Genomic DNA, 19429 nt, shown 5'->3' on the forward strand with positions numbered 1-19429 from the left:
CCTCTTATAAACTTTTAGACAGCATTTTCCGATGCGTGTGGATCGACATGATAATGCCGAACCCAGCCATAAGTACGATCAGCGCCGAACCCCCGTAACTGACCAGAGGCAAAGGTACGCCAACTACCGGTAAAATACCACTGACCATACCAATGTTAACAAACACATAAACGAACAGAATCAGCATCAGGCCGCCAACCATGACGCGGCCGAAGGTCGTCTGCGCCTTGGCGGCGATCATCAGCCCGCGGATAATCACCAGCAGGTACAGTGCCAGCAGCACCAGCACCCCAATCAGCCCAAGTTCCTCGGCCAATACCGCGAAGATGAAGTCGGTATGGCGCTCCGGCAAGAACTCCAGCTGTGACTGGGTGCCATGCAGCCAGCCCTTGCCGGACAGGCCGCCAGAACCTATGGCGATTTTCGACTGAATAATATGGTAGCCGGCACCGAGCGGATCGCTTTCCGGATCGAGCAGCATCATGACGCGGTCGCGTTGATAACCGTGCATCAGGAAGAACCACAGCACGGGAATAAAGGCCGCCAGCATCACGGCGGCAACGGCGATCAGCTTCCAGCTCATACCGGACAGGAACAGCACGAACAGGCCGGAGGCGGCGATAAGAATCGACGTGCCCAGGTCCGGCTGCGCAGCAACCAGTAGGGTCGGCAGGAAAATCAGCACCAGCGCAATGGCGGTATTCTTCAGCGAAGGCGGGCAGACGTCGCGGTTCATAAAGCGCGCCACCATCAGCGGAACGGCGATTTTAGCGATTTCTGACGGCTGGAAGCGCACAAAGCCGAGATCCAGCCAGCGCTGAGCGCCTTTACTGATCTGCCCGAACGCGTCCACCATGATCAACAGGATCACGCAGAAAATGTACAGATAGGGCGCCCAGCTTTCATAGACCCGCGGCGGGATCTGAGCCATTACGCCCATCACGATCAGGCCCATGACGATCTGGCCGATTTTGCGTTCCATCATGCCGATATCCTGGCCGCTGGCACTCCACATCACGAATGCGCTGTAGACCAGCAGGGCCAGAATGAATAACAGGAAAGTGGGGTCGATATGGATTTTGGTCCAGAGCGAGCCTTTTTGTTGGCTTTCAGTCATGTTCTACCTTAATCACCTTCTACACCAGGCGGCAGTGGGGCCTCGGCTGGTAATTGCGTATTGTTGTCGCCCAGCAGGATATGGTCGAGGATCTGACGGGTAATCGTCCCGACAGCCGGACCGGAACCGCCGTTTTCCAAAATGATGGCGACCGACACCGTTGGATTGTTGTACGGCGCAAAGGCGGTCATCAGTTTGTGGTCACGCAGATGCTCTGCGAGTTTGTGGGCGTTATAGGTTTCGTAGCCGAATACCTGTGCGGTACCCGATTTTGCCGCGGCTTTGTAGGGGGCATCCGCGAAGTACTTACGCGCCGTCCCGTTAGGGCGGTTGGCGACACCATACATACCGTCTTTGGCAATTTCCCAGAAGCCGGAATGAATATCGCCGATCTGCGTGCTCTCTTCCTGACGGAAAGGCACCAGCACACCGTTGATTCGGGTGCTCTGCATCAGATGCGGCGTTTTGACGTTGCCGTCGTTAATCAGGGTATTCAGCGCCTTGGACATCTGGATCGGCGTTGCGGTCCAGTAGCCCTGACCGATGCCCACCGGGATGGTATCGCCCTGGTACCAGGGTTTTTTATAGCGTTTGAATTTCCAGTCGCGGGTCGGCATCAGGCCGGAACGTTCTTCGGAAAGATCGATGCCGGTGTACTGGCCATAGCCAAACTTGGTCAACCAGGTCGACAGGCGATCGATGCCCATGTCGTACGCCACCTGATAGAAGAAGGTATCCGCCGATTCTTCCAGCGCTTTGGTGACGTTCAGGCGGCCGTGGCCCCATTTTTTCCAGTCGCGAAAGCGTTTTTCCGAACCGGGCAACTGCCACCAGCCGGGATCGAACACGATGGTGTTTTTGGTGATCACCCCGGCGCTGAGCGCCGAGACGGAAATATAGGGTTTCACCGTTGACGCAGGTGGGTAAACCCCTTGCGTGGCACGGTTGATCAGTGGCCGGTTCGGATCGTTCAGCAGCCCCTGATACTCTTTGCTGGAGATGCCGTCCACGAACAGGTTCGGGTCATAGCTGGGGTTGGAGACCATCGCCAGAATGCCGCCGGTGCGCGGATCACTCACCACCACTGCCGCCCGACTGCCCACCAGCAATTGCTCGATATAGCGTTGCAGGTTGAGATCCAGCGTCAGGTAAACATCCTGGCCGGCGGAAGGCGGCTGCTCGTGCAACTGACGGATGACCCGACCGCGGTTGTTGACCTCGACCTCTTCGTAGCCGGTTTTGCCGTGCAGGGTGTCTTCGTAATAGCGCTCGATACCCAGCTTGCCGATATCGTGGGTGGCGGCGTAGTTCGCCAGCTTACCGTCTTTGTCCAGCCGTTCGACGTCGCGATCGTTGATCTTCGAGACGTAACCGGTGACGTGAGTGAGGGCGGAACCATAGGGATAATAGCGGCGCTGGTAACCTTTCACTTCCACACCGGGGAAGCGGAACTGATTGACCGCAAAGCGGGCGACCTGCACTTCGTTCAGCGCGGTTTTCACCGGGATGGAGACGAAACGGCGTGAGCGCTTGCGCTCTTTCTCGAAGTTGCTGATGTCGTCATCGGTCAGATCGACCACCGGTCGCAGCGCTTGCAGCGTCGCTTTCAGATCGTCGATCTTTTCCGGCATCAGTTCCAACTGATAGATAGTGCGGTTGAGCGCCAGCGGGGTGCCGTTACGATCGTAAATAATGCCGCGGCTGGGTGCGATGGGCACCAGCTTGATGCGGTTTTCGTTGGAACGGGTGCGGTAATCCTCGACGCGGACAATTTGCAGATTATACAGATTGGCGATCAGGGTGCCGCTCAGCACCAGAATGACCAAAAACGCCACCAGGGCGCGGCGTACAAACAGGGCAGATTCAGCCGTATAGTCGCGAAAAGGGTTACGTTCTATTTTCATCCCGCTGCTTTATTTCACTCTGTCACTGTCACCACCGGTTATTCCCGGTGGTAAGGATGATTTGTTGTAATACTCCAGGCGCGATAGAGGCTTTCAGCCACCAGGACGCGCACTAAAGGATGCGGCAATGTCAATGGCGAGAGCGACCAGCTTTGTTCTGCAGCGGCTTTGCAGGCCGGTGCCAGCCCTTCAGGGCCGCCAATCAGCAGGCTGACGTTGCGGCCATCCTGCTTCCAGCGTTCGAGCTGTTGCGCCAACTGCGGCGTTTCCCACGGCGTACCGGGGATATCCAGCGTGACAATGCGGTTGCCTTTGCCCACCGCAGCCAGCATCTGCTCGCCTTCCTTTTCCAGAATGCGTTTGATGTCGGCATTCTTGCCGCGCTTGCCTGCCGGGATTTCGGTCAGTTCAAACGGCATGTCTTTCGGAAAACGATGCAGATAATCCATAAAGCCGGTCTGCACCCAGTCTGGCATCTTAGTGCCGACCGCGACCAGTTGCAGTTTCACCGCTTAGCTCCAGAGTTTTTCCAGCTCGTACAGCTGACGGCTTTCTTCCTGCATGACATGTACGATCACATCGCCCAAATCGACCACTACCCAGTCGGAGGCTTCCTGACCTTTCATGCCATACAGTTCCATGCCTGCGGAGCGGGCTTCCTGCACTACGTGGTTGGCGATCGACATCACGTGGCGGGTAGAGGTCCCGGTGCAGATGATCATGCAATCGGTGATGCTGGATTTGCCCTGTACATCCAGAGCGATAATGTCTTGGCCTTTCAGGTCATCAATTTTATCGATGACGAAATCTTGGAGCGCTTTACCTTGCAAAGGTTCCCCCTCGGGTGTGTTCTGTTTGTTCGACTGCGGTGGGCAAATGCCCGCATGCGGCCTGAATCAATGATAATGTCGGCAGGATGCCGCTGAAAGCCAGCTGGTAATTGCCCGGCCAGCTAAGGTTTCCGGGGTTTTCAGCGAATACCTGAAAAATAGCGGCGCAGTATATCACGCGACTCCGGTTAGCGATATAAACCCTGTAACTCGATATAGCGCTGTACCGAACGCGGCAACAGGTCGTCACAGCTGAGGCCCTGATGGCGGCGCTGGCGGATTTCCGTGGCGGAAATTTCCAACAACGGCGTGTCGGCCAGGTAAATATGTCCCTGCGGCCGTTGGCTGAGCAGCGCGGCGTCGGTGACCCGATGACGCTCCAGCCACTGTTGCAGTTCCGGCGTATCCATTTGGTCATTGTAGCCAGGGCGGGCCAGCACCAACAGATGGCAGACATCCAGCAATGCCTGCCAGCGGTGCCACTTGTGCAGCGTCAGCAGCGAATCCTGACCAATAATAAAGGCCAATGGCAACGCGGGGCCACGTTCTTTACGAAGAGTTTCCAGCGTCTCAATGGTATAGGACGGTGTAGTGCGGTGCAGTTCACGATCGTCAACGGCGAACAGCGGGTTATTGGCGATCGCCAGCTCAACCATCTTCAGCCGTTGTTGGGCATTGGCCTCAGGCTGCGGACGGTGTGGGGGGACGTGGTTTGGCAGCAGCGTGACCTGGTTCAGACCGACTTCTGCGGCCAGCGCTTCCACCGGCCGCAAATGGCCGTAATGGATAGGATCAAAGGTGCCGCCGAACAGGGCATGCAGGATTGTCGCGCTTTGCGGATTAGTGGGCATCTGAAAAACTCGTGGCCAGGGGTTTGCCGCACAGCAGCATCGACAGGGTTTCCAGTTCCGGCCATACCGACTGACCGTAATCCTGCTTCAGGGTGATCTCAATCTGCGTCAGCAGATGGACCGCCTGCTGCAACTGAGCGCCGGACAGCCGCTGCAGGGCCTGCGTCACCAGGTTGCGGCGGTTTTGCCAGACCTTGTATTGATCGAACAGCGTGCGCAGCGGCACGGATGCCATGCGGCGTTGCAGGTTGAGCAGTTGCAGCAGCTCGCGTTGCAGGGTGCGCAACAGGATCACCGGTTCGACATCTTCCTGCTGCATTTGCTGCAGAATATGCCAGGCGCGTTTGCTTTTGCCCGCCAGCAGGGCGTCCAGCCAGTGAAACGGCGTAAAGTGAGCGGCGTCGTTCACCGCCAGTTCAACGCGTGGCAGCGTGAGCTTACCGTCCGGATGCAACAGCGACAGCCTTTCCAGCGCCTGCGACAGCGCAAGCAGGTTGCCTTCGTAGCAATAGCACAGCAGCTGGTTGGCGGCATCGTCCAGTTCCAGTTTCATGGTTTTGGCGCGCTGTGCCACCCAGCGGGGTAATTGCGCTTGTTCCGGCGTCTGGCAACTGACGTAAGCGCCATTTGGGCTAAGCGCTTTGAACCAGGCGCTGTTTTCCTGCGCTTTGGTCAGGCGAGGGCCGCGCAGCATCAGCAAAATGTCGTCATGCAGCAGCGCCGCCAGCTTGATCAGTTGCTCGCCGAGCGGGGCTGTCGGGCCGTTATCCGGGAAGATCAGCAGCAGGGTCTGGCGGCTGGCGAACAGGCTCATGGCCTGGCAGATGCTGAAAATGGCGTCCCAGTCGGTATGGGCGTCGAGAGAAATGCTGTAGTGCTCGGTGAACTGCTGTTGTTGCGCGGCCTGCCGGATCAGATCCTGGCTTTCCTGCAGCAGTAACGGTTCATTGCCACTCAGTAAATAACAAGCGCGCAGCCCCTCTCGGAGCTGCGCGGCAAGTTGTTCAGGATAAATACGGATCATTGCGCTGAGAGACTTTCCGCTTTTTCACCGGCGGCGGCAGCTTTTTGCTGAGCTTGTTCTTCCGCCGCATGCACGGTCAGCAGTTTGCGCACCAGTTGCTGGGCGGCCTGCTCACGCATTTCCTGGCGAATAATGTCCTGTTCGGAATCTTTTGCCAGCGCGGTCAGCGGGTTGTCGAAGAACGAACGGAAGACTTTCACGTTCAGCGGATACAGATCATGACCCGGGATCAGCACCTGAGCCTGAACGGTCAGCACCATCTGATACTCAGCGGTTTTGCCGTCCTGGAAGATCGAGGCGGTGTCCTGGCTTTCGCTGGAACCGACGAGACGCAAGGAAGGAACATCCTTACGTTTCGGATCTTTGACGATTGTCACGTCGTTCAGACGCAATTGCTCACGCACTGCGCGGGTCAGCGGACCATAAGGATCTCCACTGTCCAGCATCAGCGTTTTCATTTCCGAGGGGACCTGCGTGGTGCCACGCAGGTGAAAACCGCAGCCGGCGGTGACCAGCACCGCCAACCCCAGCAACAGCGTCAGAATACGATGTCGCACAATTCCTCCTTGTGTTAACCCACAACCAGGTTAAGCAATTTGCCCGGAACATAGATCACTTTACGAACCGTAACCCCGTCCAGATATTTAGCGACCAGATGTTCCTCGGCGGCACGCGCACGTACCTGCTCTTCGGTTGCATCTGCTGCCACAGTGATTTTAGCGCGAACTTTGCCGTTTACCTGTACCACGACCAGCTTGGAGTCTTCGACCATCGCCTGCTCATCAGCCTGTGGCCAGGCTGCGGTATCCACATCGCCTTCGCCGCCCAACGCCTGCCACAGTGAGAAGCAAACGTGCGGGGTAAACGGATACAGCATACGAACGACGGACAGCAACGCTTCCTGCAGCAGAGCGCGATCCTGCTCGCTTTCCTGCGGCGCGCGGGCCAGTTTGTTCATCAGCTCCATCACGGCCGCAATGGCGGTGTTGAAGGTCTGACGACGGCCAATATCATCGGTCACTTTGGCGATGGTCTTATGCAGATCACGGCGCAGCGCTTTCTGATCTTCGTTCAGCGCCGCGACGTTCAGCGGCTGGACAGCGCCTTTCTCAAGGTGTTCGTAGGCCAGTTTCCAAACGCGTTTCAGGAAGCGGTTTGCCCCTTCCACACCGGATTCCTGCCATTCCAGCGTCATTTCCGCCGGCGAGGCGAACATCATGAACAGACGCACGGTATCCGCGCCGTATTTCTCGACCATCACCTGCGGGTCGATGCCGTTGTTTTTCGACTTCGACATTTTGCTCATGCCAGCATAGACCAGTTCGCGGCCTTGTGGATCGGTGGCTTTAACAATGCGGCCTTTGTCGTCGCGTTCAACGGTGGCGTCGACCGGGGAAACCCACACGCGCTCGCCGCTGTTGCCGGTGTAATAGAAGGCATCCGCCAGTACCATGCCCTGGCACAGCAGGCGTTTTGCCGGCTCGTCGGAATCAACCATGCCTGCGTCACGCAGCAGTTTGTGGAAGAAGCGGAAATACATCAGGTGCATGATGGCGTGTTCGATACCGCCGACATACTGGTCCACCGGCAGCCAGTAGTTGGCGGCGGCCGGATCCAGCATGCCCTGGTCGTACTGCGGGCAAGTGTAGCGCGCGTAGTACCAGGAGGATTCCATAAAGGTGTCAAAGGTGTCGGTTTCACGCAGCGCCGGCTGGCCGTTAACGGTGGTTTTCGCCCACTCGGGATCGGCTTTGATCGGGCTGGTAATGCCGTCCATCACTACGTCTTCCGGCAGGATCACCGGCAGTTGGTCTTCCGGGGTTGGCATTACGGTGCCGTCTTCCAGCGTCACCATCGGGATCGGTGCGCCCCAGTAACGTTGACGAGACACACCCCAGTCGCGCAGACGGTAGTTGACCTTGCGTTGGCCCACGCCCTTGGCGACCAGTTTGTCGGCAATGGCGTTGAAACCGGCTTCGTGATCCAGACCATCGAACTCGCCGGAGTTGAACAGAGCGCCTTTTTCGGTCATCGCTTCAGCGTGTACGTCCGGCTGGCTGCCGTCGAGCGTCAGCACGACCGGTTTGATCGGCAGGCTATATTTGGTGGCGAACTCCCAGTCGCGCTGGTCGTGAGCCGGAACCGCCATCACTGCGCCGGTGCCGTATTCCATCAAGACGAAGTTGGCAACCCAAACCGGCACCTTCTCGCCGGACAGCGGATGAATGGCGAACAGGCCGGTCGGCATGCCTTTCTTCTCCATCGTCGCCATGTCGGCTTCGGCCACTTTGGTATTGCGGCACTCTTCGATAAATTCAGCCAGCGCCGGGTTATTCACCGCACCCTGTTGCGCCAGCGGGTGGCCCGCCGCGACGGCCACATAGGTGGCGCCCATGAAGGTATCCGGACGGGTGGTATAAACGGTCAGCTTCTCGTCGCTGCCCGCCACGTCAAAGGTGATGTCCACCCCTTCGGAACGGCCAATCCAGTTGCGCTGCATGGTTTTCACCTGTTCTGGCCAGCTTTCCAGCGTATCCAGATCGTTGAGCAACTGATCGGCGTAGTCGGTAATTTTGATGAACCACTGCGGGATCTCTTTACGCTCGACCTTGGTGTCGCAGCGCCAGCAGCAGCCGTCGATAACCTGTTCGTTGGCCAGCACGGTCAGATCGTGCGGGCACCAGTTGACGGCAGAGGTTTTCTTGTAGACCAGGCCTTTTTCGTACAGCTTGGTGAAGAACCACTGTTCCCAACGGTAGTAATCCGGATCGCAGGTGGCGATCTCGCGATCCCAGTCATAGCCGAAGCCCAGCAGTTTCAGCTGGTTCTTCATGTATTCGATGTTGTCGTAGGTCCACGGAGCCGGTGCGGTGTTGTTTTTAACCGCAGCGCCTTCCGCCGGCAGGCCGAACGCATCCCAGCCGATCGGCTGCAGCACGTTTTTGCCCAGCATGCGTTGATAGCGCGAGATCACGTCGCCGATAGTGTAGTTACGAACGTGTCCCATGTGCAGACGGCCTGATGGATAGGGCAGCATGGATAGGCAGTAGTACTTTTCCTTGCTCGCGTCTTCGGTAACCTTGAAAGTTTGCTTCTCTTGCCAGTGAAGCTGTACGTTCGATTCTATGTCTTCTGGACGGTATTGCTCTTGCATGGCGGCTGGTGGTCCTGTAGGTGTAAAACAGCTACATCCGTAGCATTCTGTTGAGTACTTATAGATCCGCATAGCATAGCTGATAAGACCTCCCGGCAACAACACCAAGCGCCCGACTCGGCGCATTTAAAAAATCCCCGCCATGACATGACTCACATCTTGAGGATCCCGTGCCTTGCCAAGTGACATCAGCAATTTACGACTAAAATGATAAGAGATAGTTTTAGGAGATAAGCCCTGTCACGTAAGTTCATCGAGGAGAGAATATGAACAAGGTTGCTCAGTATTACCGCGAATTGGTGGCATCTCTGACCGAACGCCTGAAAAATGGAGAGCGTGATATTGACGAATTGGTCGCCGGCGCCGAAAAACGGCTGAACGAAGCGGGTGAATTGACGCGCGGTGAGGTGGAACAGGTTATCCAGGCGGTACGGCGCGACCTGGAAGAGTTCGCCCGCAGTTACCAGGAAAGCAAGGGCGAGTTTACCGACAGCGTTTTTATGCGGGTCATCAAGGAGAGCCTGTGGCAGGAGTTGGCGGATATTACGGACAAAACCCAGTTGGAATGGCGAGAAGTGTTTAAAGACGTCAGCCATCACGGCGTCTACCACAGTGGTGAGGTGGTCGGGTTGGGCAATCTGGTGTGCGAGCAATGCCACCATCATTTGGCGTTTTACACGCCGGAAGTGCTGCCGCTGTGCCCTAAGTGCGGCCATGACCAGTTCCAGCGTCGCCCCTTCGAACCTTGAGTGTTACCCCTCATCCTTCTTGGCAAATCAGGATGAGGGGAGGCGATCAGCCGAAGAGCTTTTTCACCAGATTACTCAGAAAACCGCCGCTCGCCGGGGTTTGCAGCGCCGCAGGCTGGGCTGCCGGGGCTAATTGCGCCCTGGCCGGCACCTTTTGCGTCACGGCAATGCGGCTGTCTTGCGCGGCTTTTTCAGCGACTTCCGGCCCATAGGCAAAACCTTCCGCCAGCACGAATTCTACGTCGGTGATGCCGATAAACCCGAGGAACAGCTTCAGATAAGGGGTGATCAGATCGGTTGGCGTATCGGCGTGGATACCGCCGCGGCTGGAGATCACGATCGCTTTTTTCCCGGTAACCAGGCCTTCCGCACCTTCAGAGGTGTAACGGAAGGTTTGGCCGGCGCGCGCCACCAGATCGAAATAAATTTTCAGTTGGGTAGGAATATTGAAATTGTACATTGGGGCACCGATGATGACAGTGTCGTGCGATTTCAATTCAGCAATCAGCTCATCGGAAAGCGCCAGCGTCTCTTTTTGGTGCTGCGTCAAGGGATTATCACCGGCGTTAAAACCGCCAACCACTTCGCCATCCAGCTCGGGCAGGGTTGGGTTGGCCAGATCACGAACGGTAAATGTGTCATTCGGATGTGCTTCACGCCACTGTTCAACAAAAAAATCGACTAATTTTGCAGACTGGGAATAATCGCCCAGAATACTTGATTTCAGGACCAGTATACGACTCATTGGGCTATCTCCAGACTTGCTCTAAGGTGTTAGTGATGCGGTGTATGAGGCATCTTAGAGGCAAGCCGCAGTCAGTGATAGCGTAAAAATTCGCTGAGTTAAATCAAAAAAATTGAATGTAACGGGGCGCAGTGAGCGCCCCGGCCAATCAGTAACGCGCCACGCGTTCAATCAGCAGTTCGATAAATCCTTCACGATCAATACCGGTCAGTACTTCAACGTTGGCCGGTTTACCGCTCTGCTGGAAGTCATCCACCACCGTCATGCCGACGGTATATTCCCCTTTGGTTTCCACGCCGACCCAGCGTTCGATGCCGGTAAACAGCTGCGGTGCCAGCAGCCAGGCGATGGTGCAGGGATCGTGCATTGCGGCACCCGGCAACCCGCGTGGGTGGCTGAGGTACAGCGGCAGATAGAAATCGAGCATCTCTGCAACCGCCTGTGCCACCGGATTGCTAATCTGGCGGATACGTTCGATATCCTGCGGCAGCACCAGCGCCTGATGGGTGATGTTCAACCCGGCCATGGTCAGCGGCACGCCGGACTTCAGCACTATTTCTGCGGCTTCGGGATCGACAAAGATATTGAATTCCGCCACCGGCGTGGCGTTGCCGGCATTCATTCCGCCGCCCATAAATACAATGCGCTCGATGTTGCCTTTCAGCTCGGCATGCTGGGCCAGTAACAGGGCGATATTGGTCATCGGGCCGGTGACCACCAGGGTGATCGGTTGCGGGCTGCTGCGCAGCAGCCCGGCTATCAGTTCCACGGCGGTTTGCGTGACCGGTTTTATCGTTGGCGTTGGCAGATGGGTATTACCCATACCTGTTTTGCCGTGGACATGATCGGCAATCACCAGCGCGCGCATCAGCGGTGCTGCGGCACCGGCAGCGACGGGGATATCTTCGCGTTTCATCAGCGTCAGCAGGCCAAGCGCGTTATGCAGAGTTTTCTCCGGCGTCTGGTTGCCGGCGGAAGTGGTGATGGCCTTGATGTCCAGTTCCGGCGAGCGTAGCGCCATGGCAAGGGCAATGGCGTCGTCCAGGCCGGGGTCGCAGTCGATAATGATAGAGCGGGGCATGTTTATCTCCTTTGTTTACCCGTCGTCTTTCAAGCCGCAGCGTTCAAATCTGTTCCCTACAGATTTGTCGCTCACCCCAGTGACTTGACTTTAGTCAGCGCCCGGGGATGAGCGAGCTGGTCGCCTGGCTGTGCTGTACAAGGATGTACAAATGCCGCGAGCGCATGGATGCGGCTTGAGCGGTCAACTTGAAAGCCATAGGGTAGAGTTATGCTGTGAGCATCGGATCAAAACAGGGGAGAAACAAGCGCTTTTAGTGCCGGGAAAGGGGGGGAATGCGCCCCGGGCGGGGCGCATAGTGTCAATGAATCAATGCAGGATCTTGGCCAGGAAGTCTTTTGCGCGTTCGGACTCCGGGTTGTTGAAGAAGTCGTCTTTGTTGCGGTCTTCGACAATTTTGCCTTCGTCCATAAAGATCACCCGGTGGGCCACCTTACGGGCAAAGCCCATTTCGTGGGTCACCACCATCATGGTCATGCCTTCTTGCGCCAGCTCGACCATGACGTCCAGCACTTCGTTGATCATTTCCGGATCAAGCGCGGAGGTCGGTTCATCGAACAGCATGGCGATCGGGTCCATGCACAGCGCGCGGGCGATAGCCACACGCTGCTGCTGGCCACCGGAAAGTTGCCCAGGGAACTTGTTGGCATGGGCAGTCAGGCCGACGCGCTCCAGCAACTTCAGGCCTTTCTCTCGGGAGGCGGCTTTATCGCGTTTGAGTACTTTTACCTGCGCCAGCGTCAGATTATCGATGATCGACAGATGCGGGAACAGCTCAAAGTGCTGGAATACCATGCCCACTTTGGAACGCAGCTGCGCCAGGTTGGTGCTCTTGTTGTTGACCGCGGTGCCGTTCACCAGGATATCGCCTTGCTGAATCGGCTCCAGACCGTTGACGGTTTTGATCAGGGTAGATTTGCCCGAGCCTGAAGGACCACAGACTACCACCACCTCGCCTTTTTTTACTTCTGTGGTGCAATCGGTCAGAACCTGAAAGTGACCGTACCACTTAGAAACATTTTTCAGGGATATCATCAAACAGTCCTTTTCTTCAAATAGCTTACCAGCGCCGAGGCGGCGATACTGATAACAAAATAAACAAAGCCGGCGAACAGGATCATTTCAACCTGTGTACCGTCGCGCTCGCCGATGGTTGAGGCGGTACGGAAGAAGTCGGCCAGGCTCAGCACGTAGACCAGCGAAGTATCCTGGAACAGTACGATGCCCTGAGTCAGCAGCAGCGGAACCATGGCGCGGAACGCCTGCGGCAGGATCACCAGTTTCATCGACTGCCAGTGGGTCATGCCCAGCGCCAGCGCGGCGGAAGACTGGCCGCGGGAAATACTGATAATGCCTGCGCGGATAATTTCCGAGTAATAGGCCGCTTCAAACAGGGAAAAGGCTACCATAGCTGAGATCAGGCGAATATCGGTTTTCGGCGACAACCCCAGAACTTGTTGTAATAAGCTTGGAACCACCAGGTAGAACCACAGCAGCACCATCACCAGCGGCACGGAACGGAAAAGGTTGACGTAGAGTGTGGCAAACCAGCTGATAGGCTTGATGGGCGACAGACGCATGACCGCCAAAATGGTGCCCCAGAGGATACCGAAAACGATGGCGGTCACGGTGATCTTCAGCGTGATGACCAACCCTTGCAGCAGGTAAGGGAAGCTTGGGACAATGGATGCCCAGTCAAATTCGTACATTATTTACTCCCCATATTGCCAGGCAACTGCACTTTCTTCTCTACCAGACGCATGAACAGCATGATCACGGCGTTGATGCCGATATAGGCCAGCGTAATGGCGGTAAAGGATTCATAGGCATGTGCGGAGTAATCCAGCAGCTTACCGGCCTGAGCCGCCATATCCACCAGGCCAATGGTTGAAGCGATGGCGGAGTTTTTGACCAGGTTGAGCATTTCCGAGGTCATCGGCGGCACAATCACCCGGTAGGCGTTCGGTAACAGCACATAGCGATAGGTTTGCGGCAGCGTCAGGCCCATGGCCAGCCCGGCGGCGCGTTGGCCACGCGGCAGGGACTGAATCGCGGCGCGTACTTGCTCGCATACACGGGCGGCGGTAAACAGCCCGAGGCACAGCATGGAGGAGATAAAGAACTGGACGTTAGGATCGAGTTCGGTTTTGAACCACATGCCAAGATTGGCCGGCAGCAGCTCCGGCATCACCAGATACCAGGTAAAGAATTGCACAATCAGCGGTACATTACGGAACAGTTCGACGTAGCAGGTGCCGAGAGCGGAAAGAAAACGGTTTGGCACGGTACGTAAAATACCGAACAGCGAACCGACAAAGAAAGCGATAATCCATGCACAGACGGAGAGGGCTACCGTGACCTGGAAGCCGGACCAAATCCAGCCTAGGTAGGTGGTATTCCCAAACGGGGCCTGCTGCAGGAAAATACCCCAGTTCCAATCTATTGACATAACAAACTCCGTTAAGCGGGCGCAGAGCGCCTAAAGATTGATGACTATTCAGCGCCGATCGCATCGCGGCCAGTCAGGCTGGCTTATGTGGGCGGATATCGGTTGTGAGTTAGGGGGAAAATGAGGGAGGGGAACGGCCCCCCTCATTCCTGTCTGTCCCAGCCATCAACAGGGCTGGTTTGGCCTGATGGCCGCACCAGCTCTCTTTCTATTAGTTCAGTGCTTTATCGTTAGGCTCTTTGAACAGCTGCTTCATGTCGTCTGACAGGGCGAAGTTCATGTTGAGGTTCTTTGGTGGAATTGGCTGGTTGAACCATTTATCAAACCATTTTGCCGCTTCACCAGAGGTTTGGGCCTGAGCGATGGTGTCATCGACCAGTTTTTTGAACTCGGTGTCGTCTTTACGCAGCATACAGCCGTAAGCTTCTTTCGACTGCGGCGTGCCGAGAATTTCCCATTGATCCGGCTTCTTCGCTTTGGCACGTTCGCCCGCCAGTAGCGCGTCATCCATCATAAAGGCTACGGCGCGGCCGCTTTCCAGGGTACGGAACGAGTCACCGTGGTCTTTGGCGCTGATGATGCGCATGTTCATCTTGCCGCTGTCGTTCAGTTTGTTCAGCAGCACTTCTGACGTTGTGCCGGAGGTGACCACTACCGGTTTGCCGGCCAGGTCTTTGAAGTCTTTGACGTCAGAACCTTTTTTCACCAGCAAGCGGGTACCGACCACGAAGATGGTGTCGGAGAAGGCCGCCTGTTTTTGACGCTCAACGTTGTTGGTGGTTGAACCGCATTCAAAATCAAAGGTGCCGTTCTGCAGCAGCGGGATACGGTTCTGCGAGGTGATCGGCAGCATTTTTACCTGCAGATCGGGCATGTTCAGTTTTTTCTTAACAGCATCAACGATTTGGTTGGAGTAGTCCTGGGAGTAGCCCACAACTTTCTGCTGGTTGTCGTAGTAGGAGAACGGCACTGACGATTCGCGGTGGCCGACAACGATCACGCCGTTGTCTTTGATTTTCTTCAGCGTACCGGTCAGTTCTTCCGCATGGGCTACGTTACCCGCCATACCGATCAGCAGTAACGATAACGCCAATTTACGCATTTGCATGGTCCAGCTCCTTTGCTGTTGTCGTGGTTCTGACTCAAGAGCGTCAGGTTTAAAACGGGGGATCTCTTACTCAAGATATAAAGATAGTCTTGGAACAGATAACCGTTAGAAAATAGCCGATTGTGAACACAATGAAACTAAAATGTTTCATTTTTTGAGACGCCACACGCACCAAATTAATGCAACAAAACCCTGATGCACCTTTCCGGTGCCAGTGGTGCTCTCAAGTTGTGCGTAAGTGCGACAAAACGTCAGTAAAAGTAAATCGGTCTTAAATCACAAAGTAATTAAAGCAAGGAGTGTGCCAGAAGCGTTGATTTGATGGGTATTTGATATGGGGACAGGAGCGCGGTGCGCAGTTCACTGAACTGCGCACCGCGTGAGATTACCTGCGACGCAGGCCTAGCATCAACGCCATGCCGCCAAGCAGCAGGGTGATGATCCACAGCGGTGTGGCGCCAAAACGGGCGTATGGCGTAATGCCGGTGGTCGGGGTGACTTTCACCTCGAGCACGCTGCGGGTGAACTGCGGGATCTCGGCAATCACCTCGCCGTTGGCGTCAACGGCGGCGGTTACGCCATTGTTGGTGCTGCGCAACAGCGGGCGCCCCAACTCCAGCGCACGCATGCGCGCCATCTGGAAGTGCTGCCAAGGGCCGATGGAATGGCCGAACCAGGCGTCATTGGAGAGGGTTAGCAGGAAATTGGTGTCCGGGCGGAAGTTATCGCGCACCTGCTGGCCGAGAACAATCTCATAACAGATCGCGGCTGTCAGGTTATAGCCCTTCACGCTCAGTTGTGGTTGAACGTAATCGCCGCGGCTGAAGGACGACATCGGCAGATCGAAGAACGGCGCCAGTGGCCGCAACAGCGTCTCCAGCGGCACAAACTCACCGAACGGCACCAGATGATGCTTGTTATAGCGGTCTTTAGCCGGGTAGACGTACGGTGTCTGTTCACCCAATACAATGGCGCTGTTATAGATTTGCTGGCCCTGTGGGGTAGCGCGCACATCGACAATGCCGGTGATCAGGCTGCTGTTTTTGGCGCGCATCAGGTCGTCCATCATGGTCAGGAAACCGTTCTGGCTGGCTTCGTAATCCGGGATGGCGGATTCCGGCCAGATGATGATCGGCGCCTTGCCCATGTAAGGACGGGTTTCATCCAGATAGGTTTGCAGCGTGCTGACCAGCGCTTTGGGATCCCACTTCATCGATTGGGCGATGTTGCCTTGCACCATGGCGACATTCACCGCTTTCTCCGGCTGCGGGGTAAACCACTGCAACTGACGCAGCGGCCAGGGCAAGAGCAGCAGCGCGACGGCAATGGCCGCTGCGGCGACGCGGCGTTGATTGATGGCATAGACCAGCAACCCGGCGATCGCCATCAGCATGAAGGTGATGGCATCAACCCCCAGCAGCGGCGCGACGCCTTTCAGCGGGCCGTTGAGCTGGCTGTAGCCGAACTGCAACCAGGGGAAACCGGTCAACACCCAGCCGCGCAGAAACTCGGTCACTTGCCACAACACCGGCGCGGCAATCGCCAGACGGTACCAACTGGTGGTTGGCCACAGGCGCGCCAGCAACCCGGCGAACAGCCCGGTATACAACGCCAGGTAAGCGGCCAGCAGCGCGACCAGGAAAATATTGACGGCGAACGGCATGCCGCCGAAGTCGGCAATGCTGACGTAAACCCAGTTGACGCCGGCGCCAAACAGACCGAACCCCCAGCAGAAGCCGAGCAGGGCGGATTGTCTGGTGGTGCGGTTCAGGGTTACGGACAGCAGGCCGAACAGGGAGACAATGGCCGCAGGCCAAATATCGTAAGGAGAAAACGCCAGCGCGCCGCCGGCACCAGACAACAGCGCCAGCAGGGCGCGAACCCGCTGGCGTTCAAGGAAAGAGGCTTTAGCCATGTTTGATTTAGTCTTCCAGTTTCGGTTGCGGAGAGTCGTCCGGAATTTTTACATGAACCTGGATGATACGTCGACTGTCGGCCATCGCAACCTTAAACAGGTAACCTTCGATTTCAATGGTTTCCCCGCGCGCAGGCAGGTGCCCGAAGGCCTGCATCACCAGGCCGCCGATGGTGTCGACCTCGTCGTCGCTGAAGTGCGTATTAAAGGCCTCGTTGAAGTCTTCAATCGGTGCCAATGCCCGCACGGTATACATATGGCGGCTAAGCTGGCGGATATCCAGATCTTCCTCGTCGTCATATTCGTCTTCGATTTCGCCGACAATCAGTTCCAGAATGTCTTCGATGGTGACCAGACCGGAAACGCCGCCGAATTCGTCAATGACAATCGCCATATGATAGCGCTGGGAGCGGAACTCCTTCAGCATCCGATCAACACGCTTGCTTTCGGGCACCACCACCGCGGTGCGCAGCACCTTATCGATGCTGAACGGCTCAGACTCTGCGCGCATAAACGGCAGCAGATCCTTGGCCATCAGAATGCCTTCGATGTGATCTTTATCTTCGCTGATCACCGGGAAGCGCGAGTGGGCGGATTCAATAATCACGTCCAGGCACTCTTCCAGAGTCTGGTTACGCTTGAGCGTGACCATCTGGGAACGCGGGATCATGATATCGCGCACGCGCTGCTCGGCGATATCCATCACGCCTTCCAGCATGTCTCGGGTATCGGGATCGATCAGGTCGTTTTGCTCGGAATCACGGATCAGCTCTACCAGATCGCCACGGTTTTTCGGTTCGCCGTGGAACAGCTGGTTAAGGATGAGAGTAAAGAACCCCTTCTTGGGACTGGGGCTGTCATTGCTTTGTGAATGGTCGTCGCTCATGGCGTTTTAGTTAATATCACTCATGTAAGAGTTAGGGGCGTCAGCGACAGCCCCTTACAGGGGCTGCGGGGAATCAGCTGACGTCAGAGGGGGTCTTTTTCCGCCAGGTACGGGTCCGGATAGCCCAGGCCGTGCATGATTTCGGTTTCCAAAGACTCCATTTCTTCGGCTTCATCGTCTTCGATGTGGTCATACCCTAGCAGATGAAGGCTGCCATGGACAACCATATGCGCCCAGTGGGCCTCCAGCGCCTTGTCTTGCTCAACCGCTTCCTGTTCAACGACCTGACGGCAGATGATCAGATCGCCGAGCAGCGGCAGCTCGATACCCGGTGGGGCTTCGAACGGGAAGGACAGCACGTTGGTCGGTTTGTCTTTCCCGCGGTAAGTCAGGTTCAGTTCGTTGCTTTCGGCTTCGTCCACCAGGCGAATGGTGACCTCGGCCTCTTCCTGAAACTGCGGCAGCACGCCTTCCAGCCAACGCTGGAAGGTGGCTTCGTCCGGCAGGCCGTTGCTGTCTGCACAGGCAATCTGCAGATCCAAAATCACCTGGCTCATAGTGTCTCCTGCCCGGAGGCGATGATGGCCTCGTGCTTACGTTGTTCGGCAATCGCGTCTTTGCGTTTTTGTTCGGCGGCTTCCCAGGCTTCATAGGCGATAACCACGCGTGCTACCACCGGGTGGCGTACCACGTCTTCGCTATGGAAGAAGTTGAAGCTCAGTTCTTCGACATCCGACAGGACTTCTATCGCATGGCGAAGGCCGGATTTCTGGTTGCGCGGCAGGTCAATCTGCGTCACGTCACCGGTAATCACCGCCTTCGAGTTGAAGCCGATGCGCGTCAGGAACATCTTCATCTGTTCGATGGTGGTGTTCTGGCTCTCATCGAGAATGATAAACGCATCGTTCAGGGTGCGGCCGCGCATGTATGCCAGCGGCGCAACCTCAATCACGTTGCGTTCGATCAACTTCTCCACGCGCTCAAAGCCCAGCATTTCGAACAGGGCGTCGTACAGTGGGCGCAGGTAAGGATCGACCTTCTGACTCAGATCCCCCGGCAGGAAGCCCAGTTTTTCACCGGCTTCAACCGCCGGGCGCGTCAGAAGAATGCGGCGAATCTCTTGGCGCTCCAGGGCGTCTACCGCAGCGGCGACGGCCAGATAGGTTTTCCCGGTCCCCGCCGGCCCAATCCCGAAAGTGATGTCGTGATCGAGAATATTGGCGATGTACTGCGCCTGATTCGGCGTGCGCGGTTTCACCATGCCGCGCTTGGTTTTGATGGTCACCGCTTTGCCGTAATCCGGCACGCTGTCGGCTACCTGCTCAAGCACCCGGCTTTCTTTGATCGCCAGATGGATCTGTTCCGGGTCGATATCCGGGATCACGCCGCGAATGGGCGCGGTGTCCACGTACAGGTGGCGCAAGATATCGGCGGCGGCAACCACGCACGGGTTTTTGCCAACCAATTTAAAACGGTTGTCACGGCGGTTGATCTCGATCCCCAACCGGCGTTCGATCTGTTTGATATTGTCATCAAATGGGCCGCACAGGCTGAGCAATCGCTTATTGTCTGCTGGCTCTAACAAAATTTCTTGTGTTGCGACGTTCAAACTATTC

The 19429-nt window shown here is 56.5% G+C and carries 19 protein-coding genes; 1 reads left to right on the forward strand and 18 read right to left on the reverse strand.

Annotation, left to right across the window (positions count from 1 at the left end):
* Positions 1–4 precede the first annotated feature (4 nt).
* The 8 genes from mrdB to leuS all read right to left on the reverse strand — a co-directional run bounded on the left by mrdB (position 5) and on the right by leuS (position 8880).
* Entirely contained in the window at positions 5–1117 is a 1113-nt protein-coding gene (gene mrdB / locus JEM67_RS06665; protein WP_013811871.1) for a peptidoglycan glycosyltransferase MrdB, read from the reverse strand.
* Positions 1118–1125: 8 nt separating this feature from the next.
* Entirely contained in the window at positions 1126–3021 is a 1896-nt protein-coding gene (gene mrdA / locus JEM67_RS06670; protein WP_013811872.1) for a peptidoglycan DD-transpeptidase MrdA, read from the reverse strand.
* 38 nt (positions 3022–3059) lie between these two features.
* On the reverse strand, positions 3060–3530 hold the full coding sequence (rlmH, locus tag JEM67_RS06675) for a 23S rRNA (pseudouridine(1915)-N(3))-methyltransferase RlmH (RefSeq protein WP_004949595.1): 471 nt from the start codon (positions 3528–3530) through the stop codon (positions 3060–3062).
* Positions 3531–3533: 3 nt separating this feature from the next.
* On the reverse strand, positions 3534–3851 hold the full coding sequence (gene rsfS, locus JEM67_RS06680; RefSeq protein ID WP_013811873.1) for a ribosome silencing factor: 318 nt from the start codon (positions 3849–3851) through the stop codon (positions 3534–3536).
* Between the two features lie 188 nt (positions 3852–4039).
* A complete protein-coding gene (nadD, locus tag JEM67_RS06685; protein ID WP_004949600.1) occupies positions 4040–4702 on the reverse strand; it encodes a nicotinate-nucleotide adenylyltransferase in 663 nt (220 codons plus the stop codon).
* A complete protein-coding gene (gene holA, locus JEM67_RS06690; protein ID WP_004949603.1) occupies positions 4692–5726 on the reverse strand; it encodes a DNA polymerase III subunit delta in 1035 nt (344 codons plus the stop codon). The genes nadD and holA overlap by 11 nt, the downstream gene beginning before the upstream one ends.
* Positions 5723–6283 (reverse strand): LPS assembly lipoprotein LptE, encoded by a 561-nt coding sequence (lptE, locus tag JEM67_RS06695; RefSeq protein ID WP_199635519.1) that lies wholly within the window; start codon positions 6281–6283, stop codon positions 5723–5725. Before lptE ends, holA begins: the two co-directional genes overlap by 4 nt.
* Before the next feature lie 14 nt (positions 6284–6297).
* Positions 6298–8880 carry a leucine--tRNA ligase gene (gene leuS, locus JEM67_RS06700; RefSeq protein ID WP_199635518.1) on the reverse strand — a complete coding sequence of 861 codons (2583 nt, stop codon included), beginning with the start codon at positions 8878–8880 and terminating at the stop codon, positions 6298–6300.
* 266 nt (positions 8881–9146) lie between these two features.
* Between leuS and JEM67_RS06705 the strand changes: the two genes are divergently transcribed.
* Positions 9147–9629 carry a zinc ribbon-containing protein gene (locus tag JEM67_RS06705; RefSeq protein WP_004949608.1) on the forward strand — a complete coding sequence of 161 codons (483 nt, stop codon included), beginning with the start codon at positions 9147–9149 and terminating at the stop codon, positions 9627–9629.
* Positions 9630–9675: 46 nt separating this feature from the next.
* On the opposite strand, the gene JEM67_RS06710 is transcribed toward JEM67_RS06705, so the two are convergent.
* From JEM67_RS06710 to JEM67_RS06755, 10 genes are all read right to left on the reverse strand, one after another.
* Positions 9676–10374: an FMN-dependent NADH-azoreductase gene (locus tag JEM67_RS06710; RefSeq protein WP_199635517.1), complete on the reverse strand. Its 699-nt coding sequence runs from the start codon at positions 10372–10374 to the stop codon at positions 9676–9678.
* Positions 10375–10522: 148 nt separating this feature from the next.
* Positions 10523–11455, reverse strand: a complete 933-nt coding sequence (gene rihA, locus JEM67_RS06715; RefSeq protein WP_199635516.1) for a pyrimidine-specific ribonucleoside hydrolase RihA — start codon at positions 11453–11455, stop codon at positions 10523–10525.
* A gap of 309 nt (positions 11456–11764) precedes the next feature.
* Entirely contained in the window at positions 11765–12490 is a 726-nt protein-coding gene (locus tag JEM67_RS06720) for an amino acid ABC transporter ATP-binding protein (protein ID WP_006319906.1), read from the reverse strand.
* On the reverse strand, positions 12490–13164 hold the full coding sequence (gltK, locus tag JEM67_RS06725; RefSeq protein WP_013811879.1) for a glutamate/aspartate ABC transporter permease GltK: 675 nt from the start codon (positions 13162–13164) through the stop codon (positions 12490–12492). The genes JEM67_RS06720 and gltK overlap by 1 nt, the downstream gene beginning before the upstream one ends.
* Positions 13164–13904 (reverse strand): amino acid ABC transporter permease, encoded by a 741-nt coding sequence (locus JEM67_RS06730; RefSeq protein WP_020438628.1) that lies wholly within the window; start codon positions 13902–13904, stop codon positions 13164–13166. The genes gltK and JEM67_RS06730 overlap by 1 nt, the downstream gene beginning before the upstream one ends.
* A gap of 211 nt (positions 13905–14115) precedes the next feature.
* Complete coding sequence (locus tag JEM67_RS06735) at positions 14116–15012, reverse strand: amino acid ABC transporter substrate-binding protein (RefSeq protein ID WP_199635515.1); 897 nt, start codon at positions 15010–15012, stop codon at positions 14116–14118.
* 385 nt (positions 15013–15397) lie between these two features.
* Complete coding sequence (gene lnt / locus JEM67_RS06740; protein ID WP_199635514.1) at positions 15398–16927, reverse strand: apolipoprotein N-acyltransferase; 1530 nt, start codon at positions 16925–16927, stop codon at positions 15398–15400.
* A 7-nt stretch (positions 16928–16934) separates the two neighbouring features.
* Positions 16935–17813, reverse strand: a complete 879-nt coding sequence (gene corC, locus JEM67_RS06745; protein WP_006319913.1) for a CNNM family magnesium/cobalt transport protein CorC — start codon at positions 17811–17813, stop codon at positions 16935–16937.
* Between the two features lie 83 nt (positions 17814–17896).
* Complete coding sequence (gene ybeY, locus JEM67_RS06750; protein ID WP_004949634.1) at positions 17897–18370, reverse strand: rRNA maturation RNase YbeY; 474 nt, start codon at positions 18368–18370, stop codon at positions 17897–17899.
* The gene (locus JEM67_RS06755) at positions 18367–19422 is read right to left on the reverse strand and encodes a PhoH family protein (protein WP_004949638.1); all 1056 of its coding nucleotides are present in this window, start codon (positions 19420–19422) and stop codon (positions 18367–18369) included. Before JEM67_RS06755 ends, ybeY begins: the two co-directional genes overlap by 4 nt.
* Positions 19423–19429 lie beyond the last annotated feature (7 nt).

This window comes from Serratia sp. PAMC26656 (assembly GCF_016469055.2).
In the GTDB taxonomy this organism is placed as follows: Bacteria; Pseudomonadota; Gammaproteobacteria; order Enterobacterales; family Enterobacteriaceae; genus Serratia; species Serratia plymuthica.